This is a genomic window from Streptomyces cyaneochromogenes, assembly GCF_003963535.1.
GTDB lineage: Bacteria > Actinomycetota > Actinomycetes > Streptomycetales > Streptomycetaceae > Streptomyces > Streptomyces shaanxiensis.
The window spans coordinates 4,374,585-4,391,935 of the sequence record NZ_CP034539.1 but is presented as its reverse complement, the minus strand read 5'-3'; the positions used below and the strand labels follow the sequence as shown (position 1 = coordinate 4,391,935).

Genomic DNA, 17,351 nt, shown 5'->3' with positions numbered 1-17,351 from the left:
AAGGTCAAGGGAGGGTAAAAGTGTTCGAGATGAGAGCCTCTGTTCATCTATATGAACTCAACGCATCAGCTCCCCCGCGTTGACCAGCAACGACTGCCCCGTGAGGGAGCGTGCCCTGTCCGACGCCAGGAACACCACCGCGTCCGCGACGTCCCCGTCCGTGGCGAGATCGGGCAGCGCCATCCGTTCGGTCAGCCGTTTCAGTACGTCGGCCTCGGGCACGCCCTCCGTCTGCGCCGTGAACTGGACGAACGCCCGCACCGGAGGCCCCCACATCCAGCCCGGCAGCACGGTGTTCACCCGGATCCGGTGCGGGCCCAACTCCCGGGCCAGCGAGTACATCGCGCTCGTCAGCGCCCCCTTCGACGCCGCGTACGCCGCCTGCCGCACCTGCGAAGGGGCGGCGACCGAGGACTGCGTCCCGATGAAGACGACCGAGCCGCCGCGCTCCTTGAGAGCCGGCAGACAGGCCCGTGTCATCCGCAGCGACCCCAGCAGGTTCACGTCGATCACCGACTGCCAGGTGGTGAAGTCCGCGTCCTGAAGCCCGCCGAAGTAGCTGTCCCAGGCCGCCACATGGACGACCGCGTCGATCCGCCCGAACCGCTCCCGCGCGAGCGCGGCCAGCGCCTCGCACTGCGCCTCGTCGGTGATGTCGGTCGCCCGGTACGCCGTGTGCGCCCCGTCCGGATCGATCTCGGCCGCGCTCTTGGCGAGGTTGGCCTCCGTGCGCGCCCCGAGGACCGCGTTCCCGCCGTCGCGCACCACCGTGGCGGCGACCTGGTGACCGAGCCCGGCGCCCACCCCCGACACGACGACGGTCTTGCCCACGAGCAGTGCCATTCCGCTGCCTCCCGACTCTGGACGCAATATCTGACGGTCCGTCAGAGTATGGGTGACCGCAGGAAAGGGGAACGGCATGAGCGAGGACACCCGCAGCGAGACGTACGCCGAACTGGCCGCCGTCGGCCCGTACGGAGTCAGCCCCGGCCATGCCCTGATCACCATGGTCGAACCGCACCCGGGCCATGAGTACGCCTACAACCGCTGGTACGAGGACGACCACTACTACGCCGGCGCGATGGCGATGCCCTGGATGTACGCGGGCCGCAGGTGGGTGGCGACTCGCGACCTCCAACTCCTGCGCTACCCCGAGAAGTCGGCGATAGCCCAGCCGGTCACCGCCGGCTGCTACATCTCGACGTACTGGATCACCGCCGGCCGCTACGCCGACCACATGCGCTGGACGGTCGCCATCAACAAGCGCCTCAACCGCGACGCCCGCGTCTACCAGGACCGCACCCACGTCTTCACGGCGTTCCAGGACCACGAGGCGACGGTGTACCGCGACGGCGCCGCCGGCCCCCGCGACTTCCACGCCCTGGACCACCCCTACGCGGGCCTGGTGGTCGAGGTCATCGACACCGACTCACCGGAGCAGCGCGCCGAACTGCTGGAGTGGCTGCGCGCCCGCCACCTGCCGGGGCGCCTGGCGGGCTCCCCGGCCGCGATGGTGACCGTCTTCCGGCCCACCCCGCTTCCCCTGGATCGCATGTCGTACGTGAAGCAGGTCGAGGGTGTCGACACCCGCCTGACCCTGCTGTGGTTCCTGGAGGCGGATCCCAGGGAGTGCTGGGAGGGGCACTTCACCGACCTGGAGGCGGCCATCGAGGAGTCGGGCCTGGGGCGGGTGGAGCTGGTGGCGCCGTTCGTCCCGACGGTGCCGGGGACGGACCGCCACGTCGCCGAGCTGCGCTGAGCGCGGGCACGGCAGAGCCCCCTCGGCAAGGACGGCGGTCTGGTCGAGAGGGCTCTACCTGTGGTGCTTGTGCAGTTGTTGATCGCGAGGTCGGTAGCGGGCGTGGGTCAGACAGATCCGCCCCTTACGCTTTCACCGACGCCACGAAGGTGTTCCACGCGTCAGCGGGGAACCCCAGGACCGGGCCCTCGGGAACCTTGGAGTCCCGTACCGCCATGGCCGCCGTGACCGGTGACTTGACCTCGACGCACGCGCCGTTTCCTGTGGAGTACGAGGACTTGGTCCACGTGTCCGTGGAACCCTGACGAATTGCCATGTTTGCTCCGAAATGCCAGATGTCGAGTTGCTGTCATCGCCCCACGCGTCCGGACCGGGACCCGCAGGGCGATTCACGCCAACGTTGTTGCTCGGTGGCGTGATCGACGCTACTCGCCAACATCGGCTGACGAAGCGACTATTCACTCGGCTGGGTGGCATATTCCAGTGGAGTCTTCCGTCCCGGCCGGGAGACGTGTACCGTGCGGCATTTCTCCGACCGAGACGGGGCGCTCAGCGCGCGTACTCCTTCGCGATGTCCGCGATGAACTGGCGTGACTGCTCCACGTTCAGGGCCTGCGCCCGCAGGTGCTCGTACATCACGCTGTACTTCTGGACGTCGTTCGCCTTCTCCAGGTACAGGTCGCTGGTGACGCCCTCGATGTAGACGACGCTGGAGTCGGCCGCGTCCGGGAACTCCAGGATCGCGTACTGGCCGTTGAGGCCCGGGTGCGCGCCCATGTCGAAGGGGATGACCTGCACGGTGACGTGCGGCAGCTGGGACTGCTCGACGAGCTGTTCCAACTGGTCGCGCATGAGGGAGCGGTTGCCGACGACGCGGCGCAGGGCGGCCTCGTCCAGGACGGTCCACAGGCGCAGCGGGTTGTCCTCGGTGGAGATTCGTTCCTGTCGGCGCATCTGCACCTGGACCCGTTTCTCGATCTCGGCCGACGCCGTCTCCGGCAACGCCCCGGCGATCAGGGCCTCCGCGTACTGCTTGGTCTGCAGGAGCCCCGGGACGACCTGCGGGTCGTACACGCGCAGGCTCGCGGCATCGGTCTCCAGCCCGATGTAGACGCTGTACGGAATGTCCCCGAAGGAGTGCCACCACCCCTGCTGCCGCGAGTCCTTGGCCATCTGCATCAGCGAATCCACGATCCGGTGGTCCTCCACCTCGTAGACCCCGCACAGATCGCGGACGTCGCGCTGGCTGATGCTGCGCCGGCCGTTCTCCAACCGGCTGATCTTGGACTGCGACACCAGCAGCCGCTCGGCCACCTCTTCGGCCGTCATGCCCTTGAGCTCGCGGAGCCGGCGCAACTCCTGGCCCAGCCGGCGTCGCCTGACGGTGGGATTGACATTGGACGCCACGGGACGTGCACCTCCGGCTGGCCTGTGATTTGCCACTATGCGTATCTGCTGTTGAGCAGACTGCCACCAAGGTGCTTACTACCGCTGGGAAACGGTGGATATGCGCTGGATACACGCCAGTTCGCCACTTCGCCGAACTCCACCGGCACATGCGGCCGCGCGGGGCGGCGGGACCGGTGTCGTCGTCCGGACGACGGTCCCGTCACCCCGCGCGGACCAGCGGCTCCCGTACCGGTCTCGGGTGCTTCGGTGCGGCGCTCGGCGTGCGAGATGGAGCGTGTGGTGCCTGGTCGAGCCAAGAGCCGACGGCTCCTGTGGTGCGGGTCGTGGAACTGCGGCTCAGTGGGCCACGACGCGCGCCATGGATCCGCGGCGCGGTTGCACCGGAACGCCACGTGCGGGTTCCGCTGCGGTCCTGCTTCCCGGGCCGGCCTGACGGCCGGCCGGGGCCGGGCTGCGGCGCGGCTGGGCCGCCGCACCGTTCTGGACGTCCATCACGGCGTGCGCGACGAGACCGCCCATGGGGTCGTGCCTGATCAGATCCCGCAACCGGGAGCGGGACGAACGCCCCTCGTTCCCCGGGTACAGGTGCTTGCCGAGGCCGACCGCGTGTGCCAGGGCGGCGAGCGCCGCGGTCCGCGGGTCCGGCGGTACGCCGGTGCGGATCGCGGAATCCAGCCGGGCCCTGATCTCCCGGCTGATGGCGGTGTCCGTCGCCTGGTAACGAGTCGTCGGCAGCACTCCGCACATCTGTCCCGGCACGGCGGCAACCATGCCGCACCGCTCCAGATGCGAGAGGTAGGTCTGGCGCAGCCCGAGACGCGGCCCGCCAATCCAGTTCACTGCCCGCACGGGAGCGCCACGCCTTCGCAGCAACTCCAACGCGCAGTCCAACGTTGGATCTCCAGTCGGCCGTGGGGCTACCACGGCGATACGATCCCCGTCTGGGGCTATCCGTCCGGCCAGCGCCAGCTCCACTAGCTGTGCTCCGGCCAGACCGAGGTCGAGCGACTGCGGCTGTGCGGTGGTTCCCGTGGCCGGGTCCAACGCCAGCAGCAGAAGCTCCTCCGGAATAGTTCTGCGGCTCCTGCCCATCCATGCCTCCCCGCGTGGATGAAAGACAGGGTGACCCCTCTCACATTGGTCTGTCGAGGGTGCGTGACCTGTTTGTGAGGGAACCGGTAGGTATGTCGTTCTCGTCTACCGGTGGAGCAGAGCGCCGCGCACAGGACACTGGTACATGGTTCGGACAGCGGCACGGGGGCCGTACGGGCGCCGTGTCCGGGCGACGGCTCATGGTTCGACATCCGCACGCAGGGCGTGCGAGGCACATGGAGGAGGCATCGGTGGCGGGCGAGTCCCCCGACAGGTCGAAGCAGCGCGAGTCGTCGGCAGAACCGACGTCGGGGAGCACGGGTCCGGTTCCCGACTCCACCCCCGAACCCCCCGCCCCGTCGCGCCCCGACGCGACCGAGAGGCGAGACCCCCGACTGGCGATGGCCCGCGAGAACTCCGCCCCGCGGAAGCCGGCGACGGCGACGTCGCAGGGCGGCGTGGACACGGCGACGCGCGTCCTGTCCCGAGGCGAACTGGAGGCGGTACGGGCGAGGCTGGCGGAGGCCGAAGTGGCCGAGGACGCGGTGGCCGGGGACGCCCGGGACGCCGAGGGCGGGAGTGTGAGGGGCGCAGGCTCCGGGGACGCGAGTCCGGCGGCTGGAAGTGCCGGGGAGTCGGCGGCCGAGAGCTCCGAGGAGGCGGGCGTGGCGGCCGGGAGTGCCAGGAGCGCGAAGGCCGGCAGTGCGGAGGCTGAGCTCGACAGCGGCGAGGGCGGGGACGCGGTGGCCGCGGATTCCGCTGGTGCGGGTGCCGGGGGCTTCGAGGACGCGAGCGCGGTGGCCGAGGGCTCTGGGGACTCCGAGGACGTGAGCGTGGCGGCCGTGGACGTCGAGAGCGCCAGGACGGCCGGCAGCTCGGGCGAGGCCGAGGCGGATGCGGAGGCAGCCGGCGAGGTCACCGACAGCGAGCCCGCCGAGGACGCCCCGAGCGAGCCCGCAGAGGCATCCGACGCCGCCGACGCGGCTGAGGGCGAGAGCTCGCAGGGTGCCGACGCCGTCGCGCCGGGTGACGATCGGCTGAGGGCGGCTGTGGCGGCTTGGGTGGCTTCCACGGACGGGGAGGGCGACAAGGCGGCTGCGGGCGCGGACGACGGCGCGAAGGAAGCCGCGGCGGGCGACGAGGCCGAGGCGGACGCGGAGGCAGCCGACGAGGCCACCGAAGTCGAGCCTGCCGAGGCTTCCGGCGACCTCGCCGACGAGACCCCCGAAGACGCGTCCCCCGGCTCGGACGCACCCGAGGACACCCCCGTTGACGACGCACCCTCGGCCGCCGGCGGCGAGGACACCGAGGCGGTCGCCCCGCAGGGGCCACCCGCAGTCGACGACGAGAGCGGCGCGGGTGGTGCTGGTGGGAACACCAAGGCCGAAGGCGCAGCCAAGGCCGTCGATCAGCCGACCGCGATCTTCAAGGCCGTACGCCCCGCCAAGCCCCCCGTCGACCACCCCACCACCACGCTCAAGGCCCCCAAGCCCGACGGCGAAGACAAGGCCAAAGCCGAAGGCAAAGCCGAAGCCGAGACCCCCGCCGAACGCACCAGCAAGTTCGTCGCGCTCAAGCCGGACATCAGGCAGGACGCCCCCAAGGCCCCGGAAAGCCCCAAGGCTCCGGAAACCCCCAAGGTCCCGGACACCCCCAGGCCCCCGGACGTCACCGCCGCCATCCCCCAGATCGGCCCCGAGCGCACCACCCAGCAGCCCCTGCCCCCCAAACCCCCGCTCGACCTGCTCGCCGAGCTGACGAACACACCCCCGCCCCCGGACACTCCCGTCCGCACGGCCATCCGACGGGTCAAGATCTGGACCCCCGTGGTCCTGCTCCTCGCGATCGTCTTTGCGATCGCGCAGGCCGTCCGTCCCCTGCCCACCCCCGCCCTCGCCCTCACCGCCGAGGAGTCGTACACCTTCGACGGCAGCCAGGCGTCCCTCCCGTGGCCCACCCAGGGCCAGGGCTGGATGGACGTCAACGGCATCGGCACGATGGGGAACTTCGGCAAGCAGACCCCGGTCGCGATCGGATCCGTCGCCAAGGCCATGACCGCGTATGTCGTCCTCAAGGACCACGCGCTGAAGTCGGGCGAGGACGGGGAGAAGATCCAGGTCGACGCCCTGGCGGAGAAGGAGGGCGGCTACGACCAGGACGGCGAGTCCACCCTCAACACCGTCAAGGAGGGCGACACCATCACCCTGCACGACGCGATCGCGGCCATCATGATCCCGTCCGCGAACAACATCGCCCGCCTGCTGGCCCGTTGGGACGCCGGTACCGAGAAGGCGTTCATCGAGAAGATGAACGCCACCGCCAAGGAACTCGGCATGACCAACACCACGTACACCGACGCCTCGGGACTGAAGGAGACCACCGTCTCCACCGCCGAGGACCAGGTGAAGCTGGGCAACGAGCTGGTCAAGATCCCGGCGCTGATGGAGATCACGTCCATGGGGCAGTGGATCGATCCGTCCGGGCGGAAGTGGTACAACTACAACTATTTGGTGCCCTACAACGGCGCCATCGGCATCAAGACGGGCACGACCAGCGCGGCCGGCGGCAATCTCCTCTTCGCCGCCCGCAAGGAGGTCGGCGGCGAGACCGTGACGCTCGTCGGCGCCATCCTCGGCCAGCACAAGGCGCCGATCATCCAGACCGTCAACGACGTCAGCAAGGTCGCCATGCTGGCCGCCCAGGACGAGCTGACCTCGGCGAAGATCCTCAAGAAGGGCGACGTCGTCGGATACGTCGACGACGGCCTCGGCGGCCGCACCCCGGTCGTCCTCACCAAGGACGTCACCGCCGTCGGCTGGGCGGGCTTCAAGGTCAAGCTCTCCTTCGACGCCGACGACGTCCCGCACACCGCGAAGGCCGGCACCAAGGTGGGCACGCTCACCGTCGGTGACGGAACGAGCGGCGCGGTCAAGGTTCCGGTGGCCCTGCAGAAGGACCTCGCCGAACCGGGCTTCACGGACAAGCTGACCCGCCTCGGCTGACCCACCGGCAGCCGAACCGCACCCCGCACGCAGCCCGCCGACGCGCCCTGTCGCCGGGCTGCGTGCTAGCGTCACGAAACGGGCAGGTCGTCGCTGACAGAGGTACGGCCGCGAAATCCCCGGGGACAGGGCCGACAACACGCGGGAAACGGGACGCGGCCAGAACAGAAGACGGGACAGTACGGGGAGTGCCTCAAAGGTGGCCACTGCGGAGCCGACACGCGCAGACGACGCCGATCCGGGACGGGGAGCCGGTCCGCGAATACGCGTGCCCGCGCCACGCCAGGGAGACGGTGGGAGCCCTCCGGAGAACGGACCGCCGTCCCGTCTGACCGCCGCCGTCCTCGCGCTGCGTGAGCGTCTGCTGCGGCATCCGGTCCTGTCGATCACGGCCCTGTCCGGACTCCTGCACGTCATCTGGTTCTTCACGTTCGCAAGCAGCGGCGGCGATCTCGCGGCCCAGGACGCCTGGGCCGAGTTCGTCGGCCGGCATCCCGACTCGGCGTACAACCTCGCTTGGTACGGCGGGATGCATCCGGTGTCGTACAGCGTCGTCTCGCCGTATCTGATGTCGGTCCTCGGCGTCCGTACGACGATGATGATCGCGGGGACGATCTCCGCGGGCCTGCTGACGCTGGTGCTCCTGCGCAGCCGTTCGGTGCGCAACCCGCTGTGGGCGGCGCTCGCCGGGGTGTTCGGGCTGATCGCCAACGCGATCTCCGGGCGGGTGACCTTCGCGCTGGGCACGCTGTTCGCGCTCGGCGCGGTCGCCGTCGTGTTCTGCTGGCCGTACCGCTGGCGCTACAAGCGCTGGGCGAAGGCGCTGTGCGCGGCGCCGCTGGCCGCGCTCGCCACCATGTCGTCGCCGGTGGCGGGGCTGTTCGTGGGCTTCGTGGCGGTCGCGCTGTTCCTGCAGAAGCGACGGCCGGGCGCGTGGGCGCTGGGCCTGGCGCCGACCGCCGTCGTGGCCGTGTCCGCGTGGCTGTTCCCGTTCTCCGGCACCCAGCCGATGGTGATCGGCTCGGTGCTGCTGCCGCTGCTGCTCTCGGTCGTGACGTTCCTGATCGTCCCCGAGGACTGGAAGACGGTCCGGCTGGTGTCGGCGGTCTACGGCCTCGCGGTCATCCTCGTCTGGCTGGTCAGCTCGCAGATCGGCTCGAACATCACCCGCCTCGCGATGCTGTTCGGCGGGACGATGCTGGTGGCGGCGCTGCCGTTCACGGTGCCGCGTTCGCGCAAGTGGTACACGGGTGTGCTGGCGCTGGTCACCTTCTTCGGGTGGATCGGCTACAAGACGGTCGACGACATCGTCCACGCCGCCCCGGAGGCCTCCTGGGCGCGCGAGCTGGCGCCGCTGGTCAACGAGCTCCAGGAGGTCGGCGCGGAGAAGGGCCGGGTGGAGGTCGTGCCCGCCCGCTCCCACCGGGAGGCCTCCGCGCTCGCGCCGTACTTCAATCTGGCCCGCGGCTGGAACCGCCAGGCCGACATGGAGCGCAACCCGCTCTTCTACGACGACACCCTGAACTCCGCGAACTATCACGAGTGGCTCAAGCGCTGGGCCGTGCACTTCGTGGTCCTGCCCAAGGACGAGCCGGACCCCACGGGCGCCGAGCGCGAGCGGGAGCTGCTGCAGCGCGGCATGCCGTATCTGAAGCAGGTGTGGGGCGACGCCAACTGGCAGCTGTTCAAGGTGACCGTTCCGGCGCCGCTCGCCGAGCCGAACGCGGTCGTGGAGCGGGCCGAGCAGGGCGAGATGACGATGCGGGTGAGCAAGCCGGGCCGCGTCCTCATCCGCATCCCCTACTCGCCGTGGCTGAGCATCGTCGACGCCGAGGGCAAGAAGCTCGACCCGCCGCAGGAGACGGAGGCGTCCAGGAACCGTCCCGACGACGAGCCGAAGTCGTACGACAACGTCAACGGCTGTCTGATGGAGACGGAGGAGGACTCCTTCGGCGACCAGTGGACGATGCTCGTGGCCCCGAAGGCGGGCACCTACCGACTGGCGGCGCCGTACGGGGTGCCGCGGGGGACGCCGTGCCCGGAGGAGCTGCGCCAGGGGTGACACGGACTCCGGTCCCCGGCGCAGCCCGTCCCGGTCACCTCACCGGGAACGCCACGTCACACACCGGGTCCTCGGCCCCGGCCGCGTCCCAGTCCGCGAAGTAGACCTCCCTGCACGGGCCGGCCTGCCACAGCCCCTGCTCGGGGATCCACTCCTCGACCGCCTCGAAGGCGGCCAGGATCTGCGGATGGGCCACCTGAGCCTTGGTGATGCGGGTGTAGGCGAGGCGCTGGGCCGCCTCCACGCGGACCTTGGTGTTCCGCGCACGGTTCTGCTTCTCGACCCAGGCCCGGGCCGCCGCCTCGTCGGCCACCGGCACGCACGACTCGGCCGGTCCGTCGCTCTCCATCGACACCTCGGCGTGGTACACGACGAACGGCGCCGCCACGATGCCGCCGCACTCCTTCGCCGCCTCCTCCAGGCGTCCCAGCGACGCGCCGATCCACGCGGGCAGCTCGCCCGCCAGCACATGCCGGGTCTCGGTGATCAGTACCTGCTCGGGCACGTCCACCGTCTCGACCACGAACTTCCCGTTCATCTCGGAGCTCCTCCCCGACAGTCGTCCACGGAGGTACTCGGCGAGCGTCCGCTGCCCCGCCACCCGCGCCTCGACGTCCGCCCAGTACGCGGCGAGCCGGTCGGCGGCCGCGGCCCCGTCCGGTGCCTCGACGACCTCGGCGACCCGGGCGAGCGGCATGTCCAGCTGGCGCAGGAGTGCCACGAGGCGGGCGCGTTCGATCTGGTCGGCGCGGTAGTAGCGGTAGCCGCTGAGCTCGTCGACGTGCGCCGGGGCCAGCAGCCCCAGGCGGTCGTACAGCCGCAGCGCCTTGGCCGAGAGCCTGGCCCGTGCGGCGAACGAGCCGATGGTGAGCAGTTCGTCGTCCACGGCGTCATCCTCCGTCACCGGGCGGCTCTTCCGCCCGGTGCGAAGGAGGTTCGACCCTGCCCCAGGGGCAAGGTCAACGCCGGTCAGGCGAGCGCGCCCTCCAGCGCCGAGACGAGCTCCGCGGCCTCCGGCTCGGTCTGCGGCGAGAAGCGGGCGACGACCCGGCCGTCCCGGCCGACGAGGAACTTCTCGAAGTTCCAGCGGATGTCACCGCTGTGCCCCTCGGCGTCGGCGAACCCGACCAGGCGCTCGTACAGCGCGTGCCGGCCCTCTCCGTTCACCTCGACCTTCTCGGTCAGCGGGAAGGTCACGCCGTACGTCGCCGAGCAGAACTCGGCGATCTCCTCGGCGCTGCCGGGCTCCTGGCCGAGGAACTGGTTGCAGGGCACGCCGAGCACGGTGAAGCCGCGCTCCGCGTACTGCTCCTGGAGCTTCTCCAGGCCGGTGTACTGCGGGGTCAGGCCGCACTTGGAGGCCACGTTCACGATGAGCACGGCCTTGCCCGCGTACTGGGAGAGGTCGGCGGCGCCGCCCTGGAGGGAGCCGATCTCGACGGAGAGAGGGGAGCTGCTGTCAGTGGTCGTCATAAGCGGATGCTAACTCCGGTAAGTGTCGGGCCGACGTGAGGCCTCGACGAGTACCGCCCCCGCCGCCGTCCGCTCGTACAGCACCGACCGCCCCGCCCGCCGCCGCTCCACCAGCCCCGCGTCCAGCAGGACGCGCAGATGCCGGCCGACCGAGCCGAGGGCCTGGCCGGTCACGGCGACCAGGTGGCTGGTGCTCATGGGGGAGTCGAGGAGGACGAGCACCCCGGCCCGCGCGGTGCCGAGCAGCGCGCCCAGGCTCGCGGGCACGCTGCGGGCGGCGGGGTCGGCGAGGACGCCGGAGCAGCCGTAGACGATGGCGTACCGTCTCGGCTCCTCCCAGGTCGCCCAGCCGCGCCCCGCGGTGACCGGGACGAAGACGAGTTCGGCGCCGGAGATCTCGCGGGGCGGCCGCTCGTGCTGGTTCACCTGGAGCCGGTTGTCGCCGAGCCAGCGCGTCTGCCCCGGCGTCAGCGAGTCCAGTACGGCCGCCCAGCCGCCCCGGCTCACCTGCGCGGTCCGGGCGACCACGTCCGCCTCCAGGATCCGCCGCCGACGGTCCCAGTACGGCCGTACGGTCGCCGTCCAGACGTGGGCGAGGAGCGCGGCCGCCCGCTCCGGGAGGTCGTCACGCTCCAGGGCGGCCGGGAGCGGGCCGCGCAGGGAGACGCGGAGGTCGGCCCGGGCCGCGGCGGGGTCGGTCGCCCGGATCTGGGCCAGCGTCCGTTCGAGGGGCGTCCCGTCGCGGGGCAGGGGCGCGAGGAAGTCGGCGATCCAGGACGTGCCCATCCCGCAGCGCACGAGCAGCGCGGTCGCCGGGTCGGCCGCGAGGAGGGCGCGGTAGCCGGGCAGGTGGGCGCGGAGCCAGGCCTCCTCGCCCGGGTGGGCTCCGGTGCCCGCGTGCAGCAGCCGCAGGCTCGCGAAGGTCTCGGTGAACGGGCAGACGATGAACCGGCTGCGGACGAGGGTGTCGGCGTTGAGCTGCCACCAGCCCATGACCACCCCCGCGGTTTCGCCGACGGGCGAAACAATAACGATCTCCTCCCGGCCGCTCCGAGACTCGCGTGCATGCGCAGCTACCGCGACCTGTTCCGCACCCCGGAGTTCACCCCGTTCTTCCTCTCCTACGCCGCCTACAACGCGGCCCTGACGATCGGTGGTCTCGCGCTCGCCACCCACGTCTACCGGGCCACCGACTCGCCGCTGCTGTCGGCGATGAGCATGTTCGGGCCGCAGCTGGCGCAGGTGCTCGGCGCGACCTTCCTGCTCTCGGGCGCCGACCGGCTGGCCCCTCGTTCGGCGCTGGCCGGGATGGGTCTCGCCTTCGCGGCGGTCACGGCGGTGCTGGCCCTGCCCGGGCTGCCGATCTGGGCGGTCTTCGGCGTCCTGCTCGTGCAGGGCCTGATCGCGTCGCTGGGCGGGGGAGTGACCGGGGGGCTGCTGAACGAGATCCTCCCCAAGGACGGTTTCGTGCTGGGGCGTTCGGTGTTCAACATGGCCTCGGGGCTGATGCAGGTCATCGGTTTCGCGACCGGCGGTGCCCTCCTGGCACTCCTGTCCCCGCGCACCTGTCTGCTCCTCGCGGCAGCGCTGTACGCCCTGTCCGCGCTGGGTTACCGGCTGGGCCTGACCGCCCGCCCGCCCCGCGCCTCGGGCCGCCTCTCGGTCGCGGCGACCTGGAGCACGAACGCCTTCCTGTGGTCCTCGCGCCCGCGCCGCCTCACCTACCTGGGCCTGTGGATCCCCAACGGACTCGTCGTCGGCTGCGATTCCCTGTACGTCTCCTACGCCCCGGAGGCCGCCGGCGCGTTGTTCGCGTGCGGGGCGCTGGGCATGTTCGTCGGCGACGTGCTCGTGGGCCGTTTCGTACCGCCCGCCCTGCGCCCCCGGCTGGCCACCCCGCTGCTTCTGCTGCTGGCGACGCCGTATCTGCTCTTCGCGCTGCGGCCGGGGGTGGTCGTGGCGGGCGTGGCCGTGTGCCTTTCCAACGCCGGTTTCGCCGCGAGCCTGGTCCAGATGGAGCGTCTGATGTCCCTCACCCCCGACGACATGGCCGGCCACGCCTTCGGGTTGCGCTCCGCCGGGATGCTCACGATGCAGGGCGTGAGCGCGGCCCTCGCCGGCACGGTGGCCCAACTGACCTCCCCGGCGACCGGGATGACGGCGATGGCGGCGGCGTCGGTCGCGGTGACGCTGATGCTGGCGGGCTTGGAGCGCTCTTCCCGGTCGGCCAAGAGGGGAGTTGTCACCACCGACTTGGCGGCCCCGTCGTCGCGAGAATGAGGGCACGGGCACTTGGGCCCACCCGCGGGGGAGAGGAGCACGTCATATGGACCGCACGCCGGACGGGATCAGGGGGGCGTCGATCAGGGGGTCGTCGATCGCGGCGGGACTGCTGGGGCTGCGGCGGGCGACGACCCTGTGGTGGATGTCCCTGGCGGTCCTTGAGTGGGTGGCCCAGGGGCGCTCCAACGCGGGGATCGCACAAGGCCTGTTCATGGCCAAAACTTCACGGTGCGTGAGGCGCTTACGCGTCAACTCCGTCAACTCCCGCATATTCAGCGGGAGTTGGCCTAGGTTGGTTGCTGATTTGATCACCATCGCGCAACCCCAGGAGGCCCCACCGTGCCCGACCCCGACACCCCCATCAGCGCCGCCGCTCGGACGCGGGCCCGGATCGACACCTCCACGCCGCACTCGGCCCGCTTCTGGAACTACTTCGTCGGCGGCAAGGACCACTACGAGGTCGACCGGCGGATCGGCGACGAGATCAAGGAGATCTTCCCCGGCCTCGTCGACGTGGCCGTCACCAGCCGCCAGTTCTTGGGGCGCGCCGTACGCCATCTGGCCGGTGAGGCGGGCGTACGGCAGTTCCTGGACATCGGCACCGGTCTGCCCACCGCCGACAACACGCACCAGGTGGCCCAGCGCGTCGCGCCGGACGCGCGGATCGTGTACGTCGACAACGACCCCGTCGTGCTGGCCCACGCGAGCGCCCTGCTCACCAGCACCCCCGAGGGCATGACGACGTACCTGGACGCCGACCTGTACGAACCCGAGGCCGTCCTTGCGGCCGCCGCGGGCACACTCGACCTCTCCCGCCCGGTCGCCCTGATGATCCTCAACACCCTCGGCCATGTCGCCGACCACGACCAGGCCCGCGACCTGGTACGCCGCCTCCTGGCCGGCCTCCCCTCCGGCAGCCACCTCGTGATCAGCGACAGCACCGCCACCAGCGAGGGCATGATCGCCGCGTCGGAGGCCTACAACGCGAGCGGCGCCGTGCCGTACCACGTCCGCAGCATCGGCGAGATCGCCGCGTTCTTCGACGGCCTCGACCTGGTGGATCCGGGCATCGTCCAGGTACCCGAGTGGCGCCCCGACGCCCTCGGCCCGGCGGACCCCGCGACGGCGGCGGTCGACGCGTACTGCGGGGTCGGCCGCAAGCCCTGAGCCGTGGGGCGCGCTCACCGGCCGGCCCGGCGGGGGCGGCGTTCACTCACCGCTCTTGTTCGACGTACTCCTTGAACTGCTCCAGATCACCCCGGACGAGCCGCTCGATCGCGTTCGCCTGGGCGAATCCCTTGGGCCCGCCGAAGGTCTCCCGGACCGTGGCCGGGTCGTACTCGACGCGTGCCTGGACCCGGGTGTGGTCCTGGTCGATGGCCAGCAGCGAGAAGGAACCCGCCAGCCGGGGAGCACCCGTCGTGCGCCACTCCAGCACGCGTTCGCCCGCCCGGTCCGACATCTCGGCCTCGAACTCCCGAGCCGGCCCGCCTGCCTCGACATCCAGCCGCGCCCGTCCGCCCGCCTCCGTACGGGCCTCGCGCACGCCCGCCAGGAAGCGGGGATAGTTCTCCACCCGGTGCAGGCCGTCCCAGGCCCTGTCGATCGGGACTCCGACATCCACGTGTTCTTCGAGGGTGCTCATGGCCCACCTCCACGTCCGGCTCACGAGACATGCCCTTGTGTTTCCAGTGTGCGCCCGTCGGCGACACGGGTGGGGCGCCGGGGACGCGGTCCGACGTACGTCATCGCGCCCGAGCCCCGCATCGCCGCGGCCGGGCGTCACCCTCCGGCCCGCCGACCCGCGCGAACACCGCCCCGCTCTTCGGGCACGCCCACACGGCGGCGCCGTCGACGACCGTCGTGCAGGACCGCCTCCAGCGCGGTCAGATTCGACGGTTCCGGCATGAACGGATCGGGCCAACCCGCCGTATTCTTACCCGATCGAGGTGCGCATTCGACCGATTCCCTCGGTCTTCATGGGGTTTGTGCATACAGCCGTGAGTACTGCGGCCACGGGGGGGATGAGAGGCAACCATGGCGGCTACGAGCAACACGGTGCGCGGCGGCACCGTGCTTCCGGTGGATGCGGCGCGCTGGGCGATGTGGACGTTCGTCATCGTCAACGTGGTGATCGTCGAGGCGCTGTTCCTCAGCGCCGGTTCGGGCAAGAACGGCGTGCTCACGGTCGCGAAGTTCTTCGGACTGCACGCGGCCCTGCTGATGCTGTTCCAACTGCTGCTGGTGGCCCGGCTGCCGTGGCTGGACCGCCGTATCGGGATGGACCGGCTCACCGTGTGGCACCGCTGGGTCGGCTTCTCCCTGCTGTGGACCGTCCTCACCCACGCCACGCTGGTGGTGCTCGGTTACGCGACGCTCGACGACGCGTCCATGGGGAAGACGTTCGTCGCCCTGAGCGGGGTGCCGGCCTCCCTGCTGGGCATGCTCGCCGCGACCCTCATCGTCGTGATAGCCGTGATCTCCACCCGTGGCCTGCGCCGACGTCTTCAGTACGAGGTCTGGCACGGACTGCACCTGCTGCTCTACGTGGCCCTGGGCCTGGCGTTCGTCCACCAGTTGCAGGAGACCACGACCTTCGCGTCCTCCGCGTTCGCCACGGCCTACTGGTGGCTCCTGTGGCTGTTCGCCTTCGGCGCCCTGCTGACCGGGCGGCTCGTCATGCCGCTGTGGCGCAACGCCTACCACCGGTTCCGTGTCGCGGCCGTGGTGCCGGAGTCGGACAACGTGGTCTCCGTGTACGTCACCGGCCGACACCTCGACAAACTCCCCGCCCGCGCGGGCCAGTTCTGCATCTGGCGGTTCCCCGGGCACAACCACTGGTGGCTGGCCAACCCCTTCTCCCTGTCGGCGGCGCCGGGCGGTCAGGGCCTGCGCCTCACGGCGAAGGCGGCCGGCAGCGCCAGCGCCGGCCTGCGTGACGTCCCCGTCGGCAGCCGGGCCTTCGTCGAGGGGCCGTACGGGGCGTTCACCTCGCTGCACCGGACCCGGCCCGGCGTCCTGCTGATCGCCGGCGGGGTGGGGATCACGCCCGTGCGGGCGATGCTGGAGGAGCAGGGATCCGGTGACGTGGTCGTGCTGTACCGCGTTCGCAGCGAGGCCGACGCCGTGCTGCTGAACGAGGTGCGCCACCTGGTCGCCCTGCGGGGCGGGCGGCTGCACCTGCTCACCGGCAGGACCGCCGAGGGCGGCGCCCCGCCGTTCGGCCCGGACAGCCTGCACCGACTGGTCCCCGACGTCGCCGAACGCGACGTATACGTCTGCGGCCCGCCCGCCATGACCGCGGCCGCGCTGTCCGGCCTGCGAGATCTGCGGGTCCCCGCACGACAGGTGCACGCCGAGAGGTTCGGCCTGGCCTGACGGGGCGGGGGCCCGGCTCCGGCCCGGCGGGTGCAGGCCTGAGGGCCGAGCCCCGCGCCGGGCCCCTGGTGAGCTACTTACCGAGGACGACGGTGTTGTTGCAGCCCTGGCTCGAGCCGAGGGTGGTGGTCTGCGTGCCGGGCGAGCCCGTGCCGTTGTACTGGTTGCCCTGCAGGCCGTTCTGGTACCCGTACTGGCCCTGTACGTCGATGTTCTCCTCGGTCGTGCTGCACGTGGTGCTCTGGCTGATGAGGAGCGTCTGGCTCGCTTGCGCCTTGGTCTCCTTGCCGTGGTGCTTGTGTCCGTGCTTCTTCCCGTGCTTCTTCCCGTGCTTCTGTTCGTGCTTCTGCCCGTGTCCGTGTCCGTGCCCGTCGGCGTAGGCGGTGCCGGTGCCGAGGAAGCCGATGGCGCTGAGGAGGACGGCCACGACAGCGGTCTTGCGAGGCTTGCGCATGTCTTCTCCGAGCGTTGAAGCGGACGCGTATGCGTACGCGATCCGCCACGTCATAAGGTGACGAGAGGTTAATGCGCAAATACCCGATATCTGCTCGTCGGCACGCCGGATCGTATGACCAACGAGCAGGGGCGTCGGGCCTGCGGTCGGCCCAAGTTCCCTGCGGGGCAAAGGCGTTGTGAATCGGGTGGCGGGCGTAGGTGCTCCGCGCAGAACCACCCGTGTGGCCGCGCCATGAGCACGAGATGGCCCAGGCTCTTCGCCGTTGACGCGGGGTGCCGACGAAACTCCCGCGCGCCGTCGACGAGTTCGTCCCACGGCGGGGCACTCGCGGAGGGGTGGAGGGCGGGACCTCCATCTCGTCCGCGCGGGCCCCTTGGCAGCACCTTCTGTAACCGTTGATGTTCGTACCGTTGACACCCCACCCGCTCCCCTTTA

General features: G+C 70.8%; 16 protein-coding genes. 6 read left to right on the top strand and 10 right to left on the bottom strand.

Going from position 1 to position 17,351, the window contains the following annotated elements:
* Positions 1-57: 57 nt before the first annotated feature.
* Positions 58-843 carry an SDR family oxidoreductase gene (locus tag EJ357_RS19675; protein ID WP_126392919.1) on the bottom strand — a complete coding sequence of 262 codons (786 nt, stop codon included), beginning with the start codon at positions 841-843 and terminating at the stop codon, positions 58-60.
* Between the two features lie 76 nt (positions 844-919).
* On the opposite strand from EJ357_RS19675, the gene EJ357_RS19670 reads away from it, so the two are divergent.
* Positions 920-1,759, top strand: a complete 840-nt coding sequence (locus tag EJ357_RS19670) for a hypothetical protein (protein WP_126392918.1) — start codon at positions 920-922, stop codon at positions 1,757-1,759.
* Positions 1,760-1,883: 124 nt separating this feature from the next.
* Here EJ357_RS19670 and EJ357_RS19665 read toward each other — a convergent pair whose 3' ends face one another.
* From EJ357_RS19665 to EJ357_RS19655, 3 genes are all read right to left on the bottom strand, one after another.
* On the bottom strand, positions 1,884-2,075 hold the full coding sequence (locus tag EJ357_RS19665; protein ID WP_126392917.1) for a DUF397 domain-containing protein: 192 nt from the start codon (positions 2,073-2,075) through the stop codon (positions 1,884-1,886).
* Positions 2,076-2,308: 233 nt separating this feature from the next.
* Positions 2,309-3,166 carry a helix-turn-helix domain-containing protein gene (locus EJ357_RS19660; RefSeq protein WP_126392916.1) on the bottom strand — a complete coding sequence of 286 codons (858 nt, stop codon included), beginning with the start codon at positions 3,164-3,166 and terminating at the stop codon, positions 2,309-2,311.
* A gap of 339 nt (positions 3,167-3,505) precedes the next feature.
* Positions 3,506-4,261, bottom strand: coding sequence for a GOLPH3/VPS74 family protein (locus EJ357_RS19655; protein ID WP_126392915.1), 756 nt, complete (start codon positions 4,259-4,261; stop codon positions 3,506-3,508).
* Positions 4,262-4,512: 251 nt separating this feature from the next.
* On the opposite strand from EJ357_RS19655, the gene EJ357_RS19650 reads away from it, so the two are divergent.
* Entirely contained in the window at positions 4,513-7,263 is a 2,751-nt protein-coding gene (locus EJ357_RS19650; protein WP_228473097.1) for a D-alanyl-D-alanine carboxypeptidase, read from the top strand.
* A gap of 199 nt (positions 7,264-7,462) precedes the next feature.
* Positions 7,463-9,325, top strand: coding sequence for an MFS transporter (locus EJ357_RS19645; protein ID WP_126392913.1), 1,863 nt, complete (start codon positions 7,463-7,465; stop codon positions 9,323-9,325).
* Positions 9,326-9,359: 34 nt separating this feature from the next.
* Here the strand turns inward: EJ357_RS19645 and EJ357_RS19640 are convergent, their stop codons facing one another.
* The 3 genes from EJ357_RS19640 to EJ357_RS19630 all read right to left on the bottom strand — a co-directional run bounded on the left by EJ357_RS19640 (position 9,360) and on the right by EJ357_RS19630 (position 11,791).
* Entirely contained in the window at positions 9,360-10,229 is an 870-nt protein-coding gene (locus tag EJ357_RS19640; protein WP_126392912.1) for a MerR family transcriptional regulator, read from the bottom strand.
* 65 nt (positions 10,230-10,294) lie between these two features.
* Positions 10,295-10,798, bottom strand: a complete 504-nt coding sequence (locus EJ357_RS19635) for a glutathione peroxidase (protein WP_126392911.1) — start codon at positions 10,796-10,798, stop codon at positions 10,295-10,297.
* A gap of 9 nt (positions 10,799-10,807) precedes the next feature.
* Positions 10,808-11,791, bottom strand: coding sequence for an ArsR/SmtB family transcription factor (locus tag EJ357_RS19630; RefSeq protein WP_126392910.1), 984 nt, complete (start codon positions 11,789-11,791; stop codon positions 10,808-10,810).
* 72 nt (positions 11,792-11,863) lie between these two features.
* Between EJ357_RS19630 and EJ357_RS19625 the strand changes: the two genes are divergently transcribed.
* Entirely contained in the window at positions 11,864-13,078 is a 1,215-nt protein-coding gene (locus EJ357_RS19625; protein WP_126392909.1) for an MFS transporter, read from the top strand.
* A 42-nt stretch (positions 13,079-13,120) separates the two neighbouring features.
* Here the strand turns inward: EJ357_RS19625 and EJ357_RS48340 are convergent, their stop codons facing one another.
* Entirely contained in the window at positions 13,121-13,294 is a 174-nt protein-coding gene (locus EJ357_RS48340) for a hypothetical protein (RefSeq protein ID WP_175647444.1), read from the bottom strand.
* A gap of 126 nt (positions 13,295-13,420) precedes the next feature.
* On the opposite strand from EJ357_RS48340, the gene EJ357_RS19620 reads away from it, so the two are divergent.
* Entirely contained in the window at positions 13,421-14,248 is an 828-nt protein-coding gene (locus tag EJ357_RS19620; protein ID WP_126392908.1) for an SAM-dependent methyltransferase, read from the top strand.
* A 46-nt stretch (positions 14,249-14,294) separates the two neighbouring features.
* Here EJ357_RS19620 and EJ357_RS19615 read toward each other — a convergent pair whose 3' ends face one another.
* Positions 14,295-14,726 (bottom strand): SRPBCC family protein, encoded by a 432-nt coding sequence (locus EJ357_RS19615; RefSeq protein WP_126392907.1) that lies wholly within the window; start codon positions 14,724-14,726, stop codon positions 14,295-14,297.
* A 392-nt stretch (positions 14,727-15,118) separates the two neighbouring features.
* On the opposite strand from EJ357_RS19615, the gene EJ357_RS19610 reads away from it, so the two are divergent.
* The gene (locus tag EJ357_RS19610; protein WP_175647443.1) at positions 15,119-16,459 is read left to right on the top strand and encodes a ferredoxin reductase family protein; all 1,341 of its coding nucleotides are present in this window, start codon (positions 15,119-15,121) and stop codon (positions 16,457-16,459) included.
* Between the two features lie 73 nt (positions 16,460-16,532).
* Here the strand turns inward: EJ357_RS19610 and EJ357_RS19605 are convergent, their stop codons facing one another.
* Complete coding sequence (locus EJ357_RS19605; RefSeq protein ID WP_126392906.1) at positions 16,533-16,913, bottom strand: hypothetical protein; 381 nt, start codon at positions 16,911-16,913, stop codon at positions 16,533-16,535.
* Positions 16,914-17,351: the final 438 nt, after the last annotated feature.

Coding starts and splice junctions, on each gene's coding strand:
- EJ357_RS19675 (WP_126392919.1), bottom strand. CDS start 843: ATGGCACTGCTCGTGGGCAAGACCGTCGTCGTGTCGGGGGTGGGCGCC.
- EJ357_RS19670 (WP_126392918.1), top strand. CDS start 920: ATGAGCGAGGACACCCGCAGCGAGACGTACGCCGAACTGGCCGCCGTC.
- EJ357_RS19665 (WP_126392917.1), bottom strand. CDS start 2,075: ATGGCAATTCGTCAGGGTTCCACGGACACGTGGACCAAGTCCTCGTAC.
- EJ357_RS19655 (WP_126392915.1), bottom strand. CDS start 4,261: ATGGGCAGGAGCCGCAGAACTATTCCGGAGGAGCTTCTGCTGCTGGCG.
- EJ357_RS19635 (WP_126392911.1), bottom strand. CDS start 10,798: ATGACGACCACTGACAGCAGCTCCCCTCTCTCCGTCGAGATCGGCTCC.
- EJ357_RS19630 (WP_126392910.1), bottom strand. CDS start 11,791: ATGGGCTGGTGGCAGCTCAACGCCGACACCCTCGTCCGCAGCCGGTTC.
- EJ357_RS19625 (WP_126392909.1), top strand. CDS start 11,864: ATGCGCAGCTACCGCGACCTGTTCCGCACCCCGGAGTTCACCCCGTTC.
- EJ357_RS48340 (WP_175647444.1), bottom strand. CDS start 13,294: ATGAACAGGCCTTGTGCGATCCCCGCGTTGGAGCGCCCCTGGGCCACC.
- EJ357_RS19615 (WP_126392907.1), bottom strand. CDS start 14,726: ATGAGCACCCTCGAAGAACACGTGGATGTCGGAGTCCCGATCGACAGG.
- EJ357_RS19610 (WP_175647443.1), top strand. CDS start 15,119: ATGGCGGCTACGAGCAACACGGTGCGCGGCGGCACCGTGCTTCCGGTG.
- EJ357_RS19605 (WP_126392906.1), bottom strand. CDS start 16,913: ATGCGCAAGCCTCGCAAGACCGCTGTCGTGGCCGTCCTCCTCAGCGCC.